Raw genomic sequence first — 19,116 nt, forward strand, 5'->3', positions numbered from 1 at the left:
GCGATGCAGTGTGATGTAAAACCTCGGACGCCAATGATTTTTCACGAGGATTTGTATCAATATTACTGTCAACCGCCCCCTCAACGGGACAAGGCGCTGTCCCCACTGCAGCGGCGAGGAATGGTGCGCCTGTCCGAGTTCCTTACGCTGGGCATAACCGCAGCCACCGTTTCACGTCTTGAACGCGAAGGCATGGTTGTGCGCCTTGCGCGAGGGCTCTATCAACGCCCGGACGCGTCTGTTGACGCAAACCATACACTCGCTGAAGCCTCCAAACTTGTCCCCAAAGGGGTCATCTGTCTTGCGTCGGCGCTTGCTTTCCACGAACTGACCGATCAACTGCCCCCGAAAGTATGGATGGCGATCGGTTCGAAGGACTGGCGTCCGCGATTTCAGTATCCGCCGGTTCGGTTTGCCCGCTTCCCCGAAACGCACCTGACCAGGGATGTCGAACACCATCGGATCGATGGCGTTCGGGTGCCTATCTTCGGAATTGCCAAGACGATCACCGATCTGTTCCGCTACCGACGGACCGTCGGCATCAACCTCGCGCTAGAAGGGCTACGCGAAGCGCTGCGCAAACGAAAGACAACGCCGGCAGCAATCGCCAAGCGTGCCGTCGAGGCGGGCGTGTGGAAGACAATGGAGCCGTATTTGACCGCCCTAGCGTCTGATGCCTAAGCCGGCGCGCAACATCGGCTCGTCGGTGCCGGCGCGGCGCGCGCTCACCCAATAAACACCTCCAGGGTGGACAGCACCTCGTCCATCACGTCTATCCCCTCATGCAACGTTTCGCCTTGGCTGCCGTTTTGGAAATTCTCGGGCAAATTGTCGAAAGCATCCTGCTCTTCGTCCCGAATCGCGGACAACTCCTCGATAAGCTTGCTAAGTCTTGCGAATCGCGCCTTGTTCATGATGGGCCTCGGTCACAAAGCGCCGTCAGGCGCTCAGTGACTTGGCCAGCTCCATCGACCAGTGATTGCGGTACGCCTGCCATGCGCCGATGGTGGGCGACCAGCGGAAGCCCTGGGCCTTTAGCTTGCTGCGGGTCTGTTCGTCTGGTTTAGCCGGAAAAAACAGGCGCACGCGGTTCGCGGGCGGATCATCTTCCAGGCGGACGCCCGATTCACTCTCGCGCTCGATCACCGGCGCGGCCTTGTCGCGAGCCAGTTTCTCCATGCGCTGGCGAATGCGCCGGACGTTCGCGCTGTTGTTCGTCAATTCGTAGTCGGCAAAACCGATGCGCCCGGCGAAGTCAGGCTTGAGTAACTGTTGCGCGATCGATTCGGGGAAACCCAAAAACGTCAGCGCCGCCACCTGGGCTTCGGGTCCAGCTTTCTTGTGCTTGCGAATGCCGGCGTTGGCGGCCTTCATGCGCTCTTGCATTGCCTCAGCTTTGTCCAGGTCAGATTGCAAACGCTGCAGCGCGTCGGCATCGCCTGCCATGATGGGGCGAAGATCGGGACGCAGCGCGCGGATGATTGCTTTGCGTGCGCGTTCGCGGAACTCGATCATCTGGGTGAGACGCTGGTGCGCAACGTTGTTGCGCTTCTCGGCCCGCCTTACCGGGAAGTTTGACGGCCCGGTGATGAATGATGAAATGCAACGGCTGCTGGAAGCCAGGTAAGCGCGGCAGTGCTGCGCGTAACCGGCGCGGTAACGCGCAAATTCGTCATCGAGTAGATGCAACGTACCGCCCTTGAAGGCCTGCGCCTTGAAGCTTGCGTAATCGGCCGCCAGGGTGCTGGAATACTCGGCGCGGAACGTATCTCCGCGACGCTCGGGCGACATGCTCACGCCATGAAAAGCGGCGTGCGCGGAACCTACGGAAATATCGGAAACGTACGACACATCGAGCTTAGATTCTGAGCCGGCTTGTGGGGTTGTTTTCATGATTGGCATTCCTCTCTGGTGGTGGTTGAATCGATCTTGAGTTCTTTCGCCGTGGAGAGAGTCTTGCCCGGTGATGAAGCCAGGAAAGCAAGGGACAAACCGGAAGCCGCACGCGGAGCAGAGCCGCAGGCGAGCACCGAACGGGTGAGGATTTGAGCGGCACCGGCCCTTGCATTACTGGCGCACCGGGCAAACTTCTCGTAAGGGCGACAAGAACGAAAGTCGGCCGGCACCAGCGTGAAGAATGAAAACGTCACGGCGCGCAGCGCCGCAATCCGCGGGGCTGGGCGGTGGCGAGCGTCATCCGCGACCGCCAGGACACGCACACGAAAACGCAGTGAGGATTGTTTTGGCGAGATCCACCCGCGAGAACAATCCGCTTGATCCCCCGCCGGCAGCCGAAGCGGAAGGCGCACGCCTTTATCTGCGTTCGTTGTTTCGCGCGTCGGCAATGCCGCAGCGCGACATGCAGCGGGAGCGTGCTGCCGCTGCTAGAAGAAGCAAAAGGGATCGTTACCGATTGGACGAGACAGCAGGTTTACCGCTGGCTCGGTGAGGATGCGTTGCGCATCCGAGTAGAGCCCGGCCTGACGGCGGCAAGCGGGCAGGATTGCCAAGTGCTCTTTTGAGTGCCCTGGTGAGTTTCTACAACGGGCCGTGGAAACTTTCAGAGTGGCGACAGAGAGCGGAGAATTCTGTCCATGCGTTACGCAGAGTTGTGGATATTGCGATTCCAGGTGCGATGGTGACCGGCACTTCCCGCTTTGCCAGCACGTTGGCGTGTTTTGGCAGCTAATGAGCGTGGTTTATCTCAAATGAAGCCCATTTTCCTGCGCGGCTATTCAGACGACTATGCCAAGGACTGCCAGCGGTTGCTTGTGACCCTGCTGCACGGCTTTGGGCCGCTCGCCCAATCGGTGTAACCCATCGGCAGGCTCACCCTACTGCCTCACCAGTCAACCCGCGAATCCAGGCGCATTGCCCAACCCCGCAATTGTCGGAAATATCGATGATATTATCGACATCCATGCCATTCAGCGCTACACTTGGCGTACCAATCACCGTTGATTGCCTTGATACCCATGAAAACCAGCGCCGCTGAAATCGTCCGACATGCCGTGGCCAATACGCCCGAAGGCGGGCTGTTGCTCGGTCGAACGCTGATGTCGCAGGCTCGCCCTGCGGCGGTTCAGAAGCAGCTGGAGCGGTTGACCCGGACCGGCGCGATTCGCCGTGTCGCGCAGGGCATCTTCATGCGACCCGAACGTAGCCCCTATGTCTTGGGCGAGATTCCGCCGGACATGAATGAACTCGCGCGGGCGGTGGCCTCCCGGTCCGGTGCCACCATCCAGGTGCATGGCGCCGAGGCGGCCCGTCGCCTGGGGCTATCCACACAGGTGCCGATGCGTCCCGTCTTCTTGACGTCCGGCAGTAGCCAGAAACTGAACGTCGGCAGCATGTCGATCGAGCTCAAACACGCCGCCCCCCGTAAGCTCATGTTGGCGGGGCGCCCTGCCGGCATCGCCTGGACGGCACTTTGGTACCTGGGTAAGGAAGAAGTCTCCGCGGAGACCTTCACCAAGATCGAGAAGAAGCTGGCGGCGGAAGAGTTTCAAACCCTGCTCGCCGCGCGAACGCAGATGCCGGCGTGGATGCTGACCGCCCTGCAGCAATTCGAAGCGAAGTCATCGCATGGCCGATGAATTTCTGGAACTCGGCCCCAAAGCGCGCGCAGCGGTACTGCGACGCGTCGGTCAGGACATCGGCCGCGCGGCGACCGTATTGGAAAAAGACGTTTTCCTCTGCTGGACGCTGCGGGCACTTTTTACCATGCCCGACGCCCCCACGATGGCGTTCAAGGGGAACCTCTCGTCAAAAGTCACAAGGCCATCGATCGATTCTCCGAGGATGTCGACATCACCATCGACCATCAATGGCTCTCGCCGGAATTCGATCCGTTTTCGCCAGAGCTCTCCAACAACCAGCGACGTGAAGGATGCGAAGCGCTACGCGACAAGGCTCGCGCTCTCGCGCGGGAACGCATCGTGCCCTACCTTCGAGCCCGTCTCGCGCAAGAAGTCGAAGGTGAGAGCTCGATTGAATGGGATGACGACGCCGAAGCGCTCAGGATCAATTACCCGTCCGCCTTACCCGATGTCGACCACAATCGGTATATGGCCAGCAACATCCTGGTGGAATTCGGTGGCCGCAACACCACCCAGCCGATGGAGTCCCATATTGTTCAACCCTATATGGTCGGTCACACAATAGACTTGTTTTTCCCATCTGCCACGGTTGCCGTGCTGGCCGGCGAAAGAACGTTCTGGGAAAAAGCCACGCTGATCCACGTCGAATGCCATCGATCAGATTTTGCGGCGCGGGTGGACCGGAAATCGCGCCACTGGTATGACCTAGCCAGATTGGCCGACCATGAAATTGGCATCAGGGCCATGGGCGACACGGCGCTGTTAAGTGACGTGGTGAAGCATAAGAAAGTTTTCTTCGCCAGTGCGCAGGCCAACTACGATCTCTGTACTTCGGGCGCGCTACGCCTGTTGCCGCAATCCCCCGAGGCGACCCGGGCCTTGGCGGCAGACTACCGCGCCATGATCGACGGGCAGATGTTCGATGGCGAACCCATGGCATTGGATACACTCTTGGCTAGGCTTCAGACGCTGCAGGACGCGGTGAATTCTGCTCACTCCACGCCGACATTGCGGAACGATCCGGGAAGCACCATTAGTCTCGGGTAGCGCGCATGCGGTCAGGTACCTCGTCCGGTTGCCTCGGCATTCCAGCTGGACGCAAGGCGCTCGAACAATTCCGAACCGTTGGCGAAATACTGGTGCACTTCAATCTCCGGCTGATAGTCCAGCGCCAAAACGGACAAGCAGTCTTGAAAAAGCGCGTAATCGAGGCCTCTAAAATCGGTGAGGTCAAATGGGAAACGGACGCCGTTATACAACCCCAACAGAAAAAAAGCGATACGCCGTGATTGGCCGGTGTCTGATTGAGCGACCACCAACAGCCGTTTCAATGCCTCAACACCTTGCCGCCGAACACGCGGCCGGTCCTCTTGAAGTGTGGCTAACTGGACATGGTGGGCGGTCATCTGCGCGCGAAGATTATCGACCACAACGGGATCGGGTGGGCGAAGGTGCGGTGGGTACGAATTGGTTTTGTCACTCATAGGTCACCCGTTTAAATATCGACAGTCTTGATTCCCGAGGCCCAACGTTCAAAGCATCGCCGAATGATCAACCATGCGACCGGCAATGAGAAGTATTGTAGTGCCATCACGCTCATGCGCATACATTGCCCTGCACGCCGACGCTTTGACGCGTTGCGCATTCCACAACAAAACTATTTGAGCGACTAGGGTAGCGCGTTAAAGCGTTAGAAAAAGAGTTAAAGACGCGCGCGCGTGTTACACGCCTGAATAACAGCATTTTGCACCGACAAAACAGGCACATGGAGAAGGCTGGTGTGGGCGAAAACACGAAAGACGCGTGGGCAAAAACACGAGGAAGACGTGGGTGAAAACACGCGTAAGTGTGGGTAATAACACGACGCTATGCACACGTGATCCACAAAAAGCAAGAAGTTACCCACCGCCGGCGGGGCGTGGGTAAAAACACGATACCTGCTCGTGACGCACGAAGCCCCGGGCAATCGTGGCCGGAGAGTGTGGGTAATAACACGATAGAAGGGGCGCCTTTCGTGACAGGGGCCGGCCCCTGGCCCACTTACACTCGTCACGAGTACTCTGGACTACCCTCCATAACAAGTACCAACTGAGCAGTACTCGCGTGGGCAAGCGCTTTGGCATCTTTGGAGGTGAACAAAATCTTGTCGGCGTCTCGTTGATAGACCATGCGGTAATCGGGTAGCGCATCGTCCGCGATAATCTCCTTCGTCATGCGGCGGAACTCGCGCAAGGTGCCGGTCGAGCCGCTCTTTTTGTGCAGGACGGCCAGGCTCACCGGCCACCGCGCCTGATTGCCGCAATGCTTGCGGGCAAGCTCGTACAGCCGGCGCTCCAGCCCCCCGGTGAGCCGGAAATAGGCGCGGTTCATGGTCAGCACTTCAAGTGCCTGCACCGCGTTGTAAAGCCACTTGGATAGCGTGATCTCAATTGCCTCCATGCGGCCATCGCGAGCACGCTGGACCACTTCCCATTCATCGATGAAACCGAATCCGCGGCGAATGCGTTTGCCGCCGGTTTCGATATTGGTGATGATCGTCGTGCCGCGCAGCCGCTCAAGCGCTTCCTGTAGGCGCTCGTACTCGCGGCCATCAGTGGCGCGGTTGGTAGCCACCATATAGGAATAGGCGGAAAAACGGATCGTGCGATTTTCGGTGTCGGCGCGTTCCCGGTTCAAGCCCTCGACGAGTTGACTGATCGCGAAGATCAGAATGTCCTTGTCCCATATCGTCGCCAGTCCCTTGCCGCTGGGTTTGATCTTGATAAAGTGCGCGCCGTGTTCATAACTGCGTTCAACGAAGTCGGGCTTTTTCGAGATGCTGAAGAGCGGATGTTCCATCGAGTGGCGATCATCCTTGCTGGCGACATCGGTGATATCGGCCATAAAGAAATCGGCTTGCGAGTAACGGTCTGGCGCAAGAACAGCTCTAAGCCGTTTTTTGCCGGTCGAATATTTCGGTACCGGTGCGGGATCCATCGTATGGGGAATCGCTTGAATAGCGTGGGTCGTGGTCATCTTGACGCTTCAAATGTGGTGAGTGACAAGGCCCCGAATGGCGCTGTCAGGCTTTGTCACGGGGACGGTTGATCAAAAAGTGGGGCTTGCTGGTGTCTCTCAAGCGCAACGCGTACCAAGTCCGCCTGTTCATCGCTTAAGCGTCGCCACGCAACAGCGCGCTGCCGAAAAAAGATCATCGAGCCGTACACCTCGGCAAGCGTGCTGGCACTCGCCGGCAGCGGATCGCCGCGTTTGTGGTGGCGCATGTGAAAGCAAAGGGCGATTTCAAGGTCTTCAATGGTGAGCAGGGTCATGAGCAAAGCCTCGCGGGGTTCGTGAGGTCAATCGATCCGCGGCGGCTTGACAAGCCTCACGCCGAGCCCACCCAACGGGTTTTGCTCAAGCTCCACCAGCCCGCGTTGGTGAAGGGCGAGCGCGGCGCTCTTGCAAGCATCGGTCACGACGGTCCACGTCTCGTGATCCCCGGACATCGCCACGTCGGCCTTCAGCTCGGCGAGTAACTCGTCCGCTGTTTCAGCACTTACCCCGCCCCTTTGTTTTGCGATGGAATGGATTTTCATGGTTAAGCTCCGTGCGTGCCGGCCGTGACAAGATGAGCGGACCGGGCCGCCCACCGCGTCACGACCGGCACGGCTCCATTACAGCGGTGGCGGGCTATCGTCCGGGTGGTCGCCGGCAGGCGGCTCGACAACCTTGCCATTGGTGCCCAGGAACTGGACCTTGTTGGCGACGATCTCGGTGGTGTAGCGCTTCAACCCGCCGAGCTTTTTGTCTTCCCATTCGCGGGTGCGGTTCTCGCCTTCCACCAGCGCCCCGCTGCCCTTCTTGAGGTATTCGCCGCAGCTCTCCGCAATCTTGCCGAACGCCACCACGCGGTGCCATTCGGTCGCTTCCTGGCGCTCGCCGGCTTTGTCCTTCCAAAAGCGCGACGTGGCCACACTCATGGTCGCAACCGCGGTGCCGTCGGGCAGATGGCGCACCTCAGGATCGCGCCCAAGGTGGCCCTGCAAAATCGTAATGCTGTAAGACATGGTTATTCCCTTCCCTTCTTGATAGCCCGTTCCCCGGCTTCGGTCCTGCTGTTTACATTTGTCTGCGCGGGCGCCGGCGCCGGCGGCCGGAGCCGCGCCCGGTCGATTTTCTTTTCCGGGCACAGCGTCAATCGGCGCAAATCACCCATCACCGCGTCAATCGTTTGTTCAACCTGCTGTAACTCGTGATCCAGTTCCTTCACGACCTGTTCCAGCATCAAGCACGCTTGATAGCGGTTGACCCGGGCGTAAGCCTCCGCGACGCGCTCACGATCATTGCCCACGTAGGTGCGTACGCGTTTGGGTCCGGCGCTGCGGTGATTGAGATAGAGGAAGCGCCCTTGTTGCCAAAACAGCGTCGCGTTTACCGTCCCGGCTTGTCTGAGGCGGGCGATTTCCCGGACAAGCGCCTCGCGGCGTTTGTCGATCGCGCCGATCGCGGGCGGCACCGCGCGAATGACCGCGACCATTTTCTGAATTTTCTTTTTCATCGCTGCCTCTACGCCGCTTGTTCGCGCTCAGCGAATGCCGGCAGACCCTTGATGTACTGGTAAGCCTGGCCTGCCTGCTTTGCCGCTGAAAAGATGCAGCGCTTGTCATCGTTTAGCGCGCTAATCCAGCTCTCGACGTAATTGGCGTGAAATTCAAGCGTGGCCTCATGCAGCCCCAAGTCGGCCATGAGAAAGGCGCTCCCCAGCTCGGCCACCAATTCTTCGAAGGCGTAAGCCTCATCACCAAAACGCTTGCCCTTGACGCGGTCGAGACGGCTCTCCGCACCCGTCCAGTGGGTTAGCTCGTGCAGACCGACGGCGTAAAAGTTTTCCGGCTTGGCGAAGCGCTCGCGGTCGGGCAACGTGATGGCATCGTCTTGGCGGTGGTAAAAAGCGCGCGTCCCGCCGATGTGAATAACCGCCCCGCTGCCCTGCAGAACGCGCTCGGCCTGCTCTATCGCCTCGAACGGCGTCGGAACGTAGGTAGCCGCCCTCTCAATGCCGTCGATCTGGTCGAGGTTGAACAGCCAAAACAGCTTCATCAATGACGCGCTGGTTTGCTTCGTTTCGCCGGTCGCCTCGTTTATGATCTCTCTGGCGACCTTGGAATAAAAAACGCCCATCGTGCCGCATGCGTTTTTCTTCACTTGTCCGCCCAACTCTTGCGCCTGCTTGTAGGTCAGATACGCGGCGGTGCTATAGCCCGCCTGTCGCGCCGCTATCCATAACAGCAAGACGTTGACGCCGGAATATTGCTGTTTGGTCTTGAAGTTGTAAGGCATGCCCAAACGCCCGGCGCCCGACCACAAGGCTGCGCCGTTGGTCTTGCCTGCTTCCATTGCCGCCACAATCTGTCTAGTGATTGCTTGCTGAATGTCCATGATGCGAACCTCTCCCAAGTTAAAAATGTGCTGCGCGATACCCTATTGCGCGGTCAATACTTACGGGCCGGTTGAATCCTTGATGGGCTGTTGAATGTCCGTGCCCGGTCTTTTCTAATAATCGCCAGGCAACAAAACACAGGTGCTGCTGCGGTCGGCCTCGGTGATGACCCACAGTTTTGTTTCGCGGGTTAGCTGGTAGCTGCTAAACACGCGTTCGCCAGCCTCTATGGCCCACAGGTTCGACGCTTGATCCTCCGCACTCATCTCGTCCCAATCGCCCTCTACATGGCGTTCCAGGAAGCTCTGGGCGTCTCTTCCCGCGCCTGCGAGCGCGGCCAATGCTGCAGGTGTTGCAACAATTCGCCCCAAAGGAAACCGGCCGCTTTTCGTATCTCGCATGAAGTCCTCGCCTATTCGCCGTTCAAAATTGATCCTTTCGCTTGGACTCTGCTCGCCCCGCCCTCACGGGCGGCGGGGGTGGGTGGGGTTTTAAGACGCAGCACGAAACAAGCCTTTCGGCCCGTTTCGATTTGGTATCCCCCCACAAGTCCCCGCTCAACTACGGCTGGCGGGGTTGTGGGGGGATCAGGAACGGGCTGCCAGGCGTGCAGCGGACCCCGGGCGCGCGGATGCGCGCGCATGACGGAGTAGTGACGGCAATTTGCATGCGGTGTGCCACGTAAGGAGCGTAGCGACGTAAGACAGGGACGTGCCACAGCGTTACCGTGGCGCGGCGCTGGCCGTGGCGCGCAGCATGCGCCGCGTCGGATGCGGGGAACCCGCACGGTTCGACAATGCGCAATGCGCAACGATGAAGTCGCGGCCGGAAGCCCTGGCGGCGTAGGGAAGGAGCGCAGCGCTCCCGCAGCAGCGTGGGCGTGGACGCGCTCGCATCGCGTAAACCAGAAATTGGATGAGATCGTGGCCGCGTAGCGGCGTCGTCGAAGACCAGCACGCCCTGGCAACGCCGGTTGGATCGGCGGCAATGGAGTTAAGGCGCGTAGCAAGCAAAGCGCCGCGCAGCGCCGTACTCGAATGCCGGCGCGAACAGATTTGCTGTTTCAAAACAATTGCCGGTTGCAACGATGCTCGCTTAACCGCGCGTCTGGTTTTGTACGTCGACGGTTCTGTGCTTCAACACGCGGCGGCCTCTGATTCAGTGCGCGGCGACCAAAACGGAAGCGCAAGTGTCGGCATCGATCCAGGATCTTGGCCAGTGACCTGGAGCGGTATGAGTGAGTGACGTATTGCATTCATTCGCGCTGCTCTGAAGCAGAGCCGTTTTTAATTTTGACAATGACCGGTGTCAATAGAACCACTGTCTGACGGCGTCTTCAACACATCTTTAGTGGCGCCACTAAAGTGTGCATCTGCCCGTCCCATCACAAACCCGTTCCTCTCTGAGGCTGCCTAGCCGGCCGATGTGTTGCACACGCTTGTGGGCAGCCCTGACAGGGGATTTACAATGATGACTAGTGACGCGCGGCGCGCGCCGCTGGTCACCTGGTGACACGAATGGAATGGAGCGAGCGTTCGCGCCGCTAGGCTCGCTCGTGAAAAGCCGGCGAGACACGAGGCTGAAGCATCGCTAAAGATGCCTTCCTCGGCAGCGGAATAAAAAGGGGAAATGAATCGAAAGGCAGCCCTACGTCAGATTACCGCCGGACCAGTTGCTCGGAAGGGGCTTTGATGTCCCGAAAAAGAGATACTTATCCTGCTAAGTTAGCTTCCAGTTTAAGATTACATGCTTGTCGACACCTTGCAAATTGACAACCTGAATGCGTTCCCTTCCACCTTTGTCACGTGAAATGGCTTTACTCTTAGCCATGCGCTATGCGGAGCAGCGACGGCTGCCCGAGTCGCGCGTCAAGGCGGCATCGGAAACTTGGTTTGATGGCGGTGGAAATCCGCGACGGCTTACCGAGAATGCGCTCATCGGCTATCTGGACAGTCGCTTTCCGTCATGACTTGGAGTTTGCGCAAGAAGGACGCGTTGCATCCCCAGAAAAGCGTTCCTGGAACCGAAACACCGTTATGAGAATGCATGGCTCTTGCTCAACTAACTCTGCATCGCCATTGAATTGAACGCACGCACAGTGGCCCGGCCAAAGGGAGCGAAGAGTAAAGACCCGCTCAACATTCGGCGATTCGAAGACGCAGGCAAGCGAACCTTTGGTTGGTTCGTTCTGCTCTCGCGGATGAACGTCAGGCACAAGAAATTCTTTGCCGATGCACCGCATGGTGGAAATGCCAAGGCGCTGCGTGCCGCGAAAGCGTATCGCGACGCATTGAAACTGGTAACCGATAACGACCAAAAGTCCTGGCGACGTACACAGCGGCGCAGTAACAATATATCCGACATACCTGGGGTCGGACGATACGTGGCCCGTGATAGCAATGGGAATCCGACGAAACCGTATTGGCAGGCCTTTTGGAACGACGAGTTCGGTGTTCGCCGTTCCCGGAAGTTCTCAGTTTCAGTCAACGGCGAGAAACGCGCCCGCGATTTAGCCATTGCGGAGCGACGGCGCCAACTTGCTCGGTTGGCGTTGCTTCTCAACCAACAATAGTCAGTCTCGGAAGGCCCGGTTCGATACTTCCAAGATTAATGAGTCCATAGCAGTTTCGGCAAGGACCCGACCAGTACCATCACGCTCGTGCATAAGTGAGGAGCCCGATAAAGACAGTTGCCGGCTTATACGTGAACCTGTATATTTATACAGTTTATGAAAGCCTTCAATATGACTTGGGAAATTGACCTTCAAGCGCGCACTGCCGAGACAGGCGGATTCGCGGTGAAGTTTTCACCTATGCCCGCGGGCAGTAAATTCGGCGCAGATTGTTTTCGCGATCCAGACGGGCACATCTGGCGCGGTAAAGTCGTGCCAGGCGGCGCAGCAATAAGAGATGAAACCCTGCGCCTGCACATGCTGCACGAGGCTGCGGACGCGTATGGCAAGGCTGTGCGCAAGGCAATCAATCCGTTCCCTGCCGATGCCTGACTCAGTCAATGCGTGCGTCTAATCCATTACCCCGCATTGGGGAGATCAGATCGTCGCCGCGACAAGCCAGTTTCCAGCTGCTGAAACCGCTACGGTTGAATTCATGGAAGGGAAAGCGGTTACGGTCGATGGTGACGTGGTCATCGTGAAATTTCGGCGCCAGGTGGTAAGTCATCCGCGAAAGACCTATTACCTGTGGTCGATGGAGTCGGCGCGATACTTGGAAGATACCGATCGTTGATCGAAGCGTGCTTATGGTTTCCCGGGGAGGATTTCTAACGAAGTAATTGGATGAATTTCCCAGGCCGTCCCGCGCCAGTTTGATTGATTGCCGGGCTTGGTATTTTCCGACTGGTTTATATGTTCAAAATCAAGAAACAGCCAGCCCTTGACTCTAATCCATTTGTTTTTGATGGATGCCCGAAGCGAAGCGGTGCTCCAATCGACTCCTCGGGAACGCATTGTGTCTCGCCAACGGGGAGTAACTTCCACGACAACTCGTCTCGTTGGCCCATTGTCATCCACGGCCAAAACGAGCTCAATGTGCGTATCGCGGTCTAGCTGATCGGGGGCCTTACAGTTTGTTGTTTCGAGACCACCCGGCTTGACTTCGTGAACGAATCCAACTATGTCTGCGGCCCGTGATTCATCCCAACGCTCTTCGTCATCGCCTGGTGCCAACAACTGCTCCAACGTGACAGAAACATCCGTGTCGCTTGGTTTTGGCTCATCTGCACGATTTTTCAGAACATTCAACGTCTTTACGACGTCCGCTTTTGCATTGCCTTCTGGCGGACAGCCCGCGCGTATGTTTGTGGCGCGGAAAGTCTTGAACGCGATCAAGCTCTCCAGCCCAGCGATCTGTTGCTGGGTTTGAACCGGCTCTTGACGAACGGCTGTACAACCGGCCAGCAGCAGTAGCAGGATCGAAGTCGACACAATCTTCATGATCTAGTCTCCAGAAAGAATCGACCGGCAACTATGAGACGTAGCCTGCGAATGATTTCGCACAACAGCGGAAGAAATACTACACCGTAGCGTGAGTGCGTTGCTCGAAACACCACCACTACGTGCAATAATTTGCGACGGCCACGTGGAAGCCCGTTGAGTATCAGCGGTGTGTTTGGTATGTTTAAGCATTCAGATGGATACTTCGAAACTTTTCCAAGTAGTCTGCGGCAGTTGTAGATTCGGCGCCCCTTGACCATACAAATATTCAAATGGCAGAGATGCAAAAGCCGGTAGTAACAAGACGAAAAAAGCAAAGGCATGAAGGGGGACACCCTTCATGCCTTGCTGATGTGCTCGCCTAAGCAGGTTCGCACACTGCATCCAGAACAGCCGGAAACATAAGCAGATCACCACGGAAAAGTAATTCCCAGATGATGCGGTCTCCGTGCTTTGCGTGAGAGTTCAAAGAAACCTCGCGCTCGGCTGCTTCATACGACATGCCTTCATCATTCATGTACAAGGCGATTAGTTCGGCGGCATCCAAAGGACGCGCGCGCGGGTAATCGCCTTCGCCGTACCACCGATGGTACTCAGCGGTGATCCACATAAATGATGCTTGATCAGGACGTACAAAGCGCTGCACTTGTTCTGTAACTTCAGTAGCAAACATGGCAATCTCCTCGGTTAGAGGGGACGCCGCATTACGCGCCCAGGGGGACAACGCAATGCGTTGTCCCGGTGGGGTTAAAGTTACAGAACGAAATTTAGCACCGGCGCGAAACCGGCGCAACCAAGAAAAAAGTGCGGTGAGCTACACGAAAACCAATGCGTATTGAGCCTGATGGATTTGTGGACAGTTCGCCGACAAAGCCCGGCGAACCGGGGCGCTTGCCGTGGACAACGTCGCATACACCGCGCGACGTTGCCCACCGCGCACCCCTCTGCCCACAAGTCCACAGGCCCCTAGCCAGGTTGCATAATATCCAACGCAAAAGTCCTCGGCTAGACACGGCGAGGCTGCCAATTGTTCTGAGGAATAACGCGCCATTCACACCAAAAACAACGGACATCGACATGATGAGAACATGTAGTGGCACCAGGCGAAGGCGGGCATGGGGAGCTGTCGCAAAAGAGGAATAGCGAGACAAGGATCTCGCCGGCGAGCGGGGCGCGTCACGAATCGCGTAAGCGCCGTATTGGGAAACATCGGCCCGCAATTAAGGTATGGCCTAAAACACAATTGCCGCCACTCAGCCTCGTCGTTTGATGGCTATGACCGGACATATTGGCGGCTCCCTGAAACTGCTTCCTACCAGCAGTGTTTCAAACGCCGATCAAACTATCGTATCTTTGCAGGCGCAAACGATTTGGACATCGCGAGTCGTAGCAATTGGGAGTTGAATCCGCGTTAAGAATCGCCTGAATGGACGCAGGCAGCAGTCCAGGGTGGGATCCGTAACTGGAATCCTTCGAAGTTACCCTAACTTGAAGCGGAGAGCGCAGTGATCAGTGAAATGGTTCATTCTGCTTCCTTTCAGGTCCGTCCGATTTGTTTTAAAAAACCGCGAAAGCCGTCGTCGATTTCTGCCATGGTCAGACTAATTGCCGGCACTTGTCTAACGCTATCCCACCAGCGTGCGACGGCGGGACTCTGCGAGACCGGGCTCGCGGCGCTCCAGATAGGCGGAATCGTGTCGACGAAGTACATCGTCGTCGCGAGCGCAATGTCGCCGAGGTCGAGCGCTCGCTCGTCGAGCGTCTGCATGCCGTCTAGGATGCGGCCCAGTTTCAGTATTTCGATGCGAGTTGCTTCGACGTGGCGCGGTATTTTTGCGGCGTCGACGCTCGTTTCAAGCAGCTCACTGAACAACGGACGAAACGCGGGACTGAGGTGAAGATCGGCGATTCGGCCCAGCAGACGCATCTGCGCGCAAGCGAGTGGGTCCATTGGGCGCAATGGCGTTTCGGGAAATAGATCTTCCAGGTACTCCATGATCACCCATGATTCCGCCAGGCAGGTGCCGTCATCGAGTTCCAGCACCGGTATCTTGCCAAGCGGAAATCTCGCCTTGAATTCGTCGCTTTTCAGCGCAAATGGTGGGGGCGCGATCTCGACGGGAAGTTTCTTGGCACGGATCATTATCCGTACGCGCGAGGAATAGGGTGAAAAACTGAAGTCGTAGAGTTTCATGCTTTCACTCCTTGGCGAAAAGTGGCGTGCTGATGTCCATCTGAGCGCCTCAGAGCAAGTGCATTCCCAGCGCTGCGCATATAAGCAGCCCGGCCCAGATCAAGTAGACGAAGGGCCGGCACCGAGCTATGGAATCCGCAATGACACGATTGGTTTGTTCATCGGGACCCTGGCCCATCAGCCGGCCAAACGCGGGACCGAATGGCTTGAGCTGTACGCGAATCATCAGGCCACAAACTACGGCACCGGCGAAGATCAGCAGCTTTAGCGCTAACCACGGGGCCGTAATAATGTTCCCCGTCGATAGTGCGAAGAGTGCCAGGCCGCCCAAGCCGATGATGACTGCAACACGAAACCAGAAATCGACCCGCCCGATCGTGGCTCCCAGCGGCTTGCCGGCGTAGTGGTGAACGGCAATCACCATCGCGAGCCAGGCAACGCACAAGAGCCACATGGCCGCCAGTACGATCGTCGATACCGGCATCACGGTTTGCATCGACGCCATTTGCACACCAAATGGCAATATGAGCGGCATGCACAGGCGCGGTGCCATATCAACGCCCATCATGATCTTCACGGCGGTTGCACGCGCCACAGGAGTGAGTGAAGCATTGGCCACGAAGCGACTGGCATAAAAAGTGCCCAGATCTCCACCGAGCCAATAGACGAACAAAAGAAGATGGGCAAACTTGACAAGCAGATACTCGTTCATTTGGCACACTCGGAAAGTCGGTTTTTGAGAACAAATGCCCTGATCCAAAGCTTGATGTTCGCCAGCTTCAATGCCAGTCCCATCACTTGCAGCGCACCACAGGCGTCAGCAACGTCTCGCAGGGTGCGGCGTCTGCAACCGCCGGTCATACGGTATTTCCATTTCTGACGTCCGCGTTGTCGATCCTGACAGCAATCGTCAAAAAAACTGTATTAACCCTCATCGCAGCTAGTCCTCAGCCCACGGGGTACGCAAAACGGCATTCCGCCCTGCGGTCCGACCGGAGATCATCGCTTCGGTTAGGTAGCAGCCGTTTTGGTATAGGTCCGAAAACATCGATCCCAGCTCTCCGGCTTCGTACAGTCGGGGAATCGCCTTTCCGGCGGGATCAAGAACCTCGGACTCGATGTTGCGCTTGCCGCCGCCGCTCGTACAAACGATGGCGGGGTCGATTTTCACGGCATAGAACGGACCTTGCGTAATTGGTTGCAAGGTCAGGGGGTTGCGCCCGAATTCATCGTCCTTTCCGGCGGCGCAGCTGGCGTTGTATTGTTGGATCGTTTCTTCGACTGCCGCCGGATCACGACCCATTTTTTTGGCCAGTTCGCCAATGCTGTCGGCCTTAATAATCCACCCCTTCTCGACTTCGACGCTGTTGTCATCGCTCCATTCAAGGTTCTCTGCCGCGATGTTCCAGGTGAATGCCTTGAAGACGAGACAATTGTTGGCACGCGTGATTTCATCGAAGATCATGTGCACCGGGCCGGCATTGATGTGTGGCGTATCGACCCAGTGATCGTGTTTCTTCTCCTTGTAATGCGTCAGCTGAAGTTCCGCGGTCTCGTTATAAAAACGCCGATTGTCGGAGGCAATTTCGAGCCAGCTGAAGGTCTGCATGAAGAATGTACGCAGGAAAACGGTCTGGTATCCGGGGATGCGGATGCCAGGCCAGATGCCGCCTGACTGCCCGCTATTGCGCATGTGCCAGAGTTCAGCGCCGGCCTTCTGAAGGATACGGACCCCGTCACCCGTGTTGCCTGGCGTCCCGAGTGGAAAGGCTTCCGCGTAGCCGCAATAGTTGCGCTGCATTTCAAGGTTGGCTTCGTAGCCGCCCACCGCCATCACCACACCGCGTCGGGCCTTAATCGTGGACCGTTGCCCCTGGTGCTCGACGATCGCGCCGAATACTTCAAGCGTGTCAGGATTCTGCACCAAGTCAACGATCGGTGTCTCATACATCACGCGCACGGGACGCTTATCGACATTGGCTTTGAACGCAAGCCATACGCCCGCCGGAATCGGCAGAATGGTCGCGGTATGATCCACCGCTTCCCTTGCGCCGAATTCGGGAAATTCAAGCACCGCCTCACGGTCGCTGAAACCGGCACCACGGATGAATTGTGCACCGACCTCATCAGCACGCGCCTGGATCCACGGCTCGAGTTCGGACATGCGCGTGGCCCACCCATCGAGCATGTCTTCGGGAATGGGGTTGCATACGCTCATGGCACGCTGGTAGGTCTTCAAGGCCTCCGGATTCTTCGTGATCATGAGCGACTGTCCGGATGCACGCGCATTGCCGCCCGCATACTTTTCAGGCATTTTTTCGCAGATAAGCACGTCTGCTTTGGGATCGTGCGCCAAGGCTTCGATACTGGTACAGGCGCCGGCCATGCCGAAGCCGAAGATCAGTACGTCAGTCTCAAAGTCCCATTTCTTTATTGATCCGATACTTGCCATCTTGTCTCCCCGTTTTCGCGCAACCATGCGCATTAAGTTGTCCCGTTAGTCGAGGCATTGCCATTCGAGCTAATCTGCGTGCATTCAAATCAGAAACGATTGCCCACCGCGCGATGCGGTTCGTACACAATCAGCAACACGGTCGAACCGGCAGGCACGGCAACTTTGATTTTGGAGGTCAGGCGGCGGCCTGCTTTGATGCCTTACGGCCTCCGCAAAGTGAGCGCATTGTTTTGTCTTGTTGTGAATGAACCTCGCAAAAAATTGCCCGCTCGAATCGAGCGGCGTACGGATGCTGTCACGGCTAATCGGCGCAATCTTGATAGCGTCAGCCCCATGATCGTCCAGCGTCATACCGCCTAGCACCCATCACCGAATCGGCAAATTCGACCGCGCGAATGCCGATGAGCGCCAATGGTGGCGCTGGTGCCAGTTGACTAATCATTGCTGTACCCCGCTCTTGTTTACCTTTTTCGGTTCACCATCGGCAATTGCGGTAGTGGCCCCAAGTTGATGCGCTTGGTGAAAGCCCTTCGGCAGGCCAGCCTCAGAAGTCATACCGTAAATCGGTTCGCCCGGCAGGCCGGCCTTGAGGGCCTCACGCGCGGCAATCAAGCTATTGAGATTGACGCCAGTGGAGACGCCCATTGCCTCGAACATGAACACGAGGTCTTCCGTGACGACGTTTCCGGAAGCGCCAGGCGCGTAGGGACATCCGCCCAATCCTCCTAACGAGGAGTCAAACGTACGCACGCCCGCATCATATGCTGCAAGGCAGTTGGCGAGCCCGAGACCTCGCGTGTTGTGCATGTGTGCTGCGCCGGTTTTGTCGCCGATTTCCGCACGCACCCTGCGAAACAAGCGCCGCACTTGTGCGGGGTTTGCATAGCCGGTTGTATCCGACAAGCCGGATTCATCGGCGCCCGCGGCGGTAACACTCACAGCCATATGGATAACGTCGTCTTCGGGAACCTCGCCTTGTATCGTGCAACCAAATGCGGTGGCAATGCCGGCTTCGATCCTGACATCCGGGGCGATCTCGTTCCGAAGGGCAACGATTGCGCGCAGTTCGTCAATCATTTGTTCACGTGACTTGCGGACGTTGGCCAGCGAATGGGCAGCACTTGCCGACACGGGAATTGTGAGTTTATGCACGCCCGCCGTCAGCGCTGCCTGCGCGCCGCGCAGATTTGGTACCAGCGCCATCACTGTCAGGCCGGGCAGCGTGAGCGCATGCGCCACAACTGCGGCGGCATCCGCCATTTGTGGCAACAACTTTGCAGGGACAAACGAGCACACTTCAATTTCGCGCAATCCGGCGCGATGCAGCGCAGTGAGCCACCGACATTTGTCCGCGGTTGGCATGGTGCGGCTCACACTCTGCAAGCCGTCGCGCGGCCCGACTTCACTGATGAGCACGTCTGGCATTTCAATCATTGCTTGCACTGCTTACTTGTTTGGTGCCGGGCGAACCGGAGCCGGATTTGGGGGAAGTTC

At 57.5% G+C, this 19,116-nt stretch carries 23 protein-coding genes; 6 read left to right on the forward strand and 17 right to left on the reverse strand.

All coding sequences use genetic code 11. The features are described 5' to 3' along the window. Positions 1–33 precede the first annotated feature (33 nt). Positions 34–681: a type IV toxin-antitoxin system AbiEi family antitoxin domain-containing protein gene (locus tag IPP88_13305; GenBank protein ID MBL0123650.1), complete on the forward strand. Its 648-nt coding sequence runs from the start codon at positions 34–36 to the stop codon at positions 679–681. Between the two features lie 44 nt (positions 682–725). On the opposite strand, the gene IPP88_13310 is transcribed toward IPP88_13305, so the two are convergent. Genes IPP88_13310 through IPP88_13320 form a run of 3 tightly spaced genes read right to left on the reverse strand, consistent with a single transcriptional unit; the run spans position 726 to position 2,150 of the window. Next, complete coding sequence (locus IPP88_13310; protein MBL0123651.1) at positions 726–914, reverse strand: hypothetical protein; 189 nt, start codon at positions 912–914, stop codon at positions 726–728. A gap of 25 nt (positions 915–939) precedes the next feature. Beyond that, entirely contained in the window at positions 940–1,893 is a 954-nt protein-coding gene (locus IPP88_13315; GenBank protein MBL0123652.1) for a hypothetical protein, read from the reverse strand. After that, a complete protein-coding gene (locus IPP88_13320; protein ID MBL0123653.1) occupies positions 1,890–2,150 on the reverse strand; it encodes a hypothetical protein in 261 nt (86 codons plus the stop codon). Before IPP88_13320 ends, IPP88_13315 begins: the two co-directional genes overlap by 4 nt. An 825-nt stretch (positions 2,151–2,975) precedes the next feature. Between IPP88_13320 and IPP88_13325 the strand changes: the two genes are divergently transcribed. Together IPP88_13325 and IPP88_13330 are read left to right on the forward strand one after the other, a co-directional pair. Continuing rightward, positions 2,976–3,596 carry a hypothetical protein gene (locus IPP88_13325; GenBank protein ID MBL0123654.1) on the forward strand — a complete coding sequence of 207 codons (621 nt, stop codon included), beginning with the start codon at positions 2,976–2,978 and terminating at the stop codon, positions 3,594–3,596. Continuing rightward, on the forward strand, positions 3,597–4,646 hold the full coding sequence (locus IPP88_13330; GenBank protein ID MBL0123655.1) for a nucleotidyl transferase AbiEii/AbiGii toxin family protein: 1,050 nt from the start codon (positions 3,597–3,599) through the stop codon (positions 4,644–4,646). It begins immediately after the preceding gene. A gap of 11 nt (positions 4,647–4,657) precedes the next feature. Here IPP88_13330 and IPP88_13335 read toward each other — a convergent pair whose 3' ends face one another. The 8 genes from IPP88_13335 to IPP88_13370 form a co-directional block, all read right to left on the reverse strand. Continuing rightward, positions 4,658–5,005, reverse strand: coding sequence for a hypothetical protein (locus tag IPP88_13335; protein MBL0123656.1), 348 nt, complete (start codon positions 5,003–5,005; stop codon positions 4,658–4,660). Between the two features lie 643 nt (positions 5,006–5,648). Next, positions 5,649–6,575, reverse strand: a complete 927-nt coding sequence (locus tag IPP88_13340; GenBank protein MBL0123657.1) for a replication initiator protein A — start codon at positions 6,573–6,575, stop codon at positions 5,649–5,651. A 95-nt stretch (positions 6,576–6,670) separates the two neighbouring features. Further along, entirely contained in the window at positions 6,671–6,910 is a 240-nt protein-coding gene (locus tag IPP88_13345; protein MBL0123658.1) for a DUF3717 domain-containing protein, read from the reverse strand. Positions 6,911–6,937: 27 nt separating this feature from the next. Further along, positions 6,938–7,177 carry a hypothetical protein gene (locus IPP88_13350; GenBank protein MBL0123659.1) on the reverse strand — a complete coding sequence of 80 codons (240 nt, stop codon included), beginning with the start codon at positions 7,175–7,177 and terminating at the stop codon, positions 6,938–6,940. 78 nt (positions 7,178–7,255) lie between these two features. Beyond that, positions 7,256–7,648, reverse strand: a complete 393-nt coding sequence (ssb, locus tag IPP88_13355; protein ID MBL0123660.1) for a single-stranded DNA-binding protein — start codon at positions 7,646–7,648, stop codon at positions 7,256–7,258. 2 nt (positions 7,649–7,650) lie between these two features. Then, the gene (locus IPP88_13360) at positions 7,651–8,139 is read right to left on the reverse strand and encodes a hypothetical protein (GenBank protein ID MBL0123661.1); all 489 of its coding nucleotides are present in this window, start codon (positions 8,137–8,139) and stop codon (positions 7,651–7,653) included. 8 nt (positions 8,140–8,147) lie between these two features. Continuing rightward, positions 8,148–8,978, reverse strand: a complete 831-nt coding sequence (locus tag IPP88_13365; GenBank protein MBL0123662.1) for a DUF1738 domain-containing protein — start codon at positions 8,976–8,978, stop codon at positions 8,148–8,150. 156 nt (positions 8,979–9,134) lie between these two features. Next, the gene (locus IPP88_13370; protein ID MBL0123663.1) at positions 9,135–9,422 is read right to left on the reverse strand and encodes a hypothetical protein; all 288 of its coding nucleotides are present in this window, start codon (positions 9,420–9,422) and stop codon (positions 9,135–9,137) included. 1,409 nt (positions 9,423–10,831) lie between these two features. On the opposite strand from IPP88_13370, the gene IPP88_13375 reads away from it, so the two are divergent. The 3 genes from IPP88_13375 (at position 10,832) to IPP88_13385 (ending at position 12,025) form a co-directional block, all read left to right on the forward strand. Then, a complete protein-coding gene (locus IPP88_13375; protein MBL0123664.1) occupies positions 10,832–10,990 on the forward strand; it encodes a hypothetical protein in 159 nt (52 codons plus the stop codon). A gap of 114 nt (positions 10,991–11,104) precedes the next feature. Next, entirely contained in the window at positions 11,105–11,593 is a 489-nt protein-coding gene (locus IPP88_13380) for a hypothetical protein (GenBank protein MBL0123665.1), read from the forward strand. A gap of 225 nt (positions 11,594–11,818) precedes the next feature. Then, a complete protein-coding gene (locus tag IPP88_13385) occupies positions 11,819–12,025 on the forward strand; it encodes a hypothetical protein (protein MBL0123666.1) in 207 nt (68 codons plus the stop codon). A 252-nt stretch (positions 12,026–12,277) separates the two neighbouring features. Here the strand turns inward: IPP88_13385 and IPP88_13390 are convergent, their stop codons facing one another. The 6 genes from IPP88_13390 to IPP88_13415 all read right to left on the reverse strand — a co-directional run bounded on the left by IPP88_13390 (position 12,278) and on the right by IPP88_13415 (position 19,053). After that, positions 12,278–12,973 carry a hypothetical protein gene (locus IPP88_13390; protein MBL0123667.1) on the reverse strand — a complete coding sequence of 232 codons (696 nt, stop codon included), beginning with the start codon at positions 12,971–12,973 and terminating at the stop codon, positions 12,278–12,280. 361 nt (positions 12,974–13,334) lie between these two features. Beyond that, a complete protein-coding gene (locus IPP88_13395; protein MBL0123668.1) occupies positions 13,335–13,646 on the reverse strand; it encodes a hypothetical protein in 312 nt (103 codons plus the stop codon). Between the two features lie 864 nt (positions 13,647–14,510). Next, positions 14,511–15,167 (reverse strand): glutathione S-transferase family protein, encoded by a 657-nt coding sequence (locus IPP88_13400; protein MBL0123669.1) that lies wholly within the window; start codon positions 15,165–15,167, stop codon positions 14,511–14,513. Between the two features lie 49 nt (positions 15,168–15,216). After that, a complete protein-coding gene (locus IPP88_13405; GenBank protein MBL0123670.1) occupies positions 15,217–15,879 on the reverse strand; it encodes a hypothetical protein in 663 nt (220 codons plus the stop codon). Between the two features lie 228 nt (positions 15,880–16,107). Further along, positions 16,108–17,619 carry an FAD-binding protein gene (locus tag IPP88_13410; GenBank protein MBL0123671.1) on the reverse strand — a complete coding sequence of 504 codons (1,512 nt, stop codon included), beginning with the start codon at positions 17,617–17,619 and terminating at the stop codon, positions 16,108–16,110. Positions 17,620–18,060: 441 nt separating this feature from the next. Beyond that, entirely contained in the window at positions 18,061–19,053 is a 993-nt protein-coding gene (locus tag IPP88_13415; GenBank protein MBL0123672.1) for a hydroxymethylglutaryl-CoA lyase, read from the reverse strand. Positions 19,054–19,116 lie beyond the last annotated feature (63 nt).

The sequence above is a fragment of the Betaproteobacteria bacterium genome (genome assembly GCA_016720925.1).
Lineage (GTDB): Bacteria > Pseudomonadota > Gammaproteobacteria > Burkholderiales > Usitatibacteraceae > UKL13-2.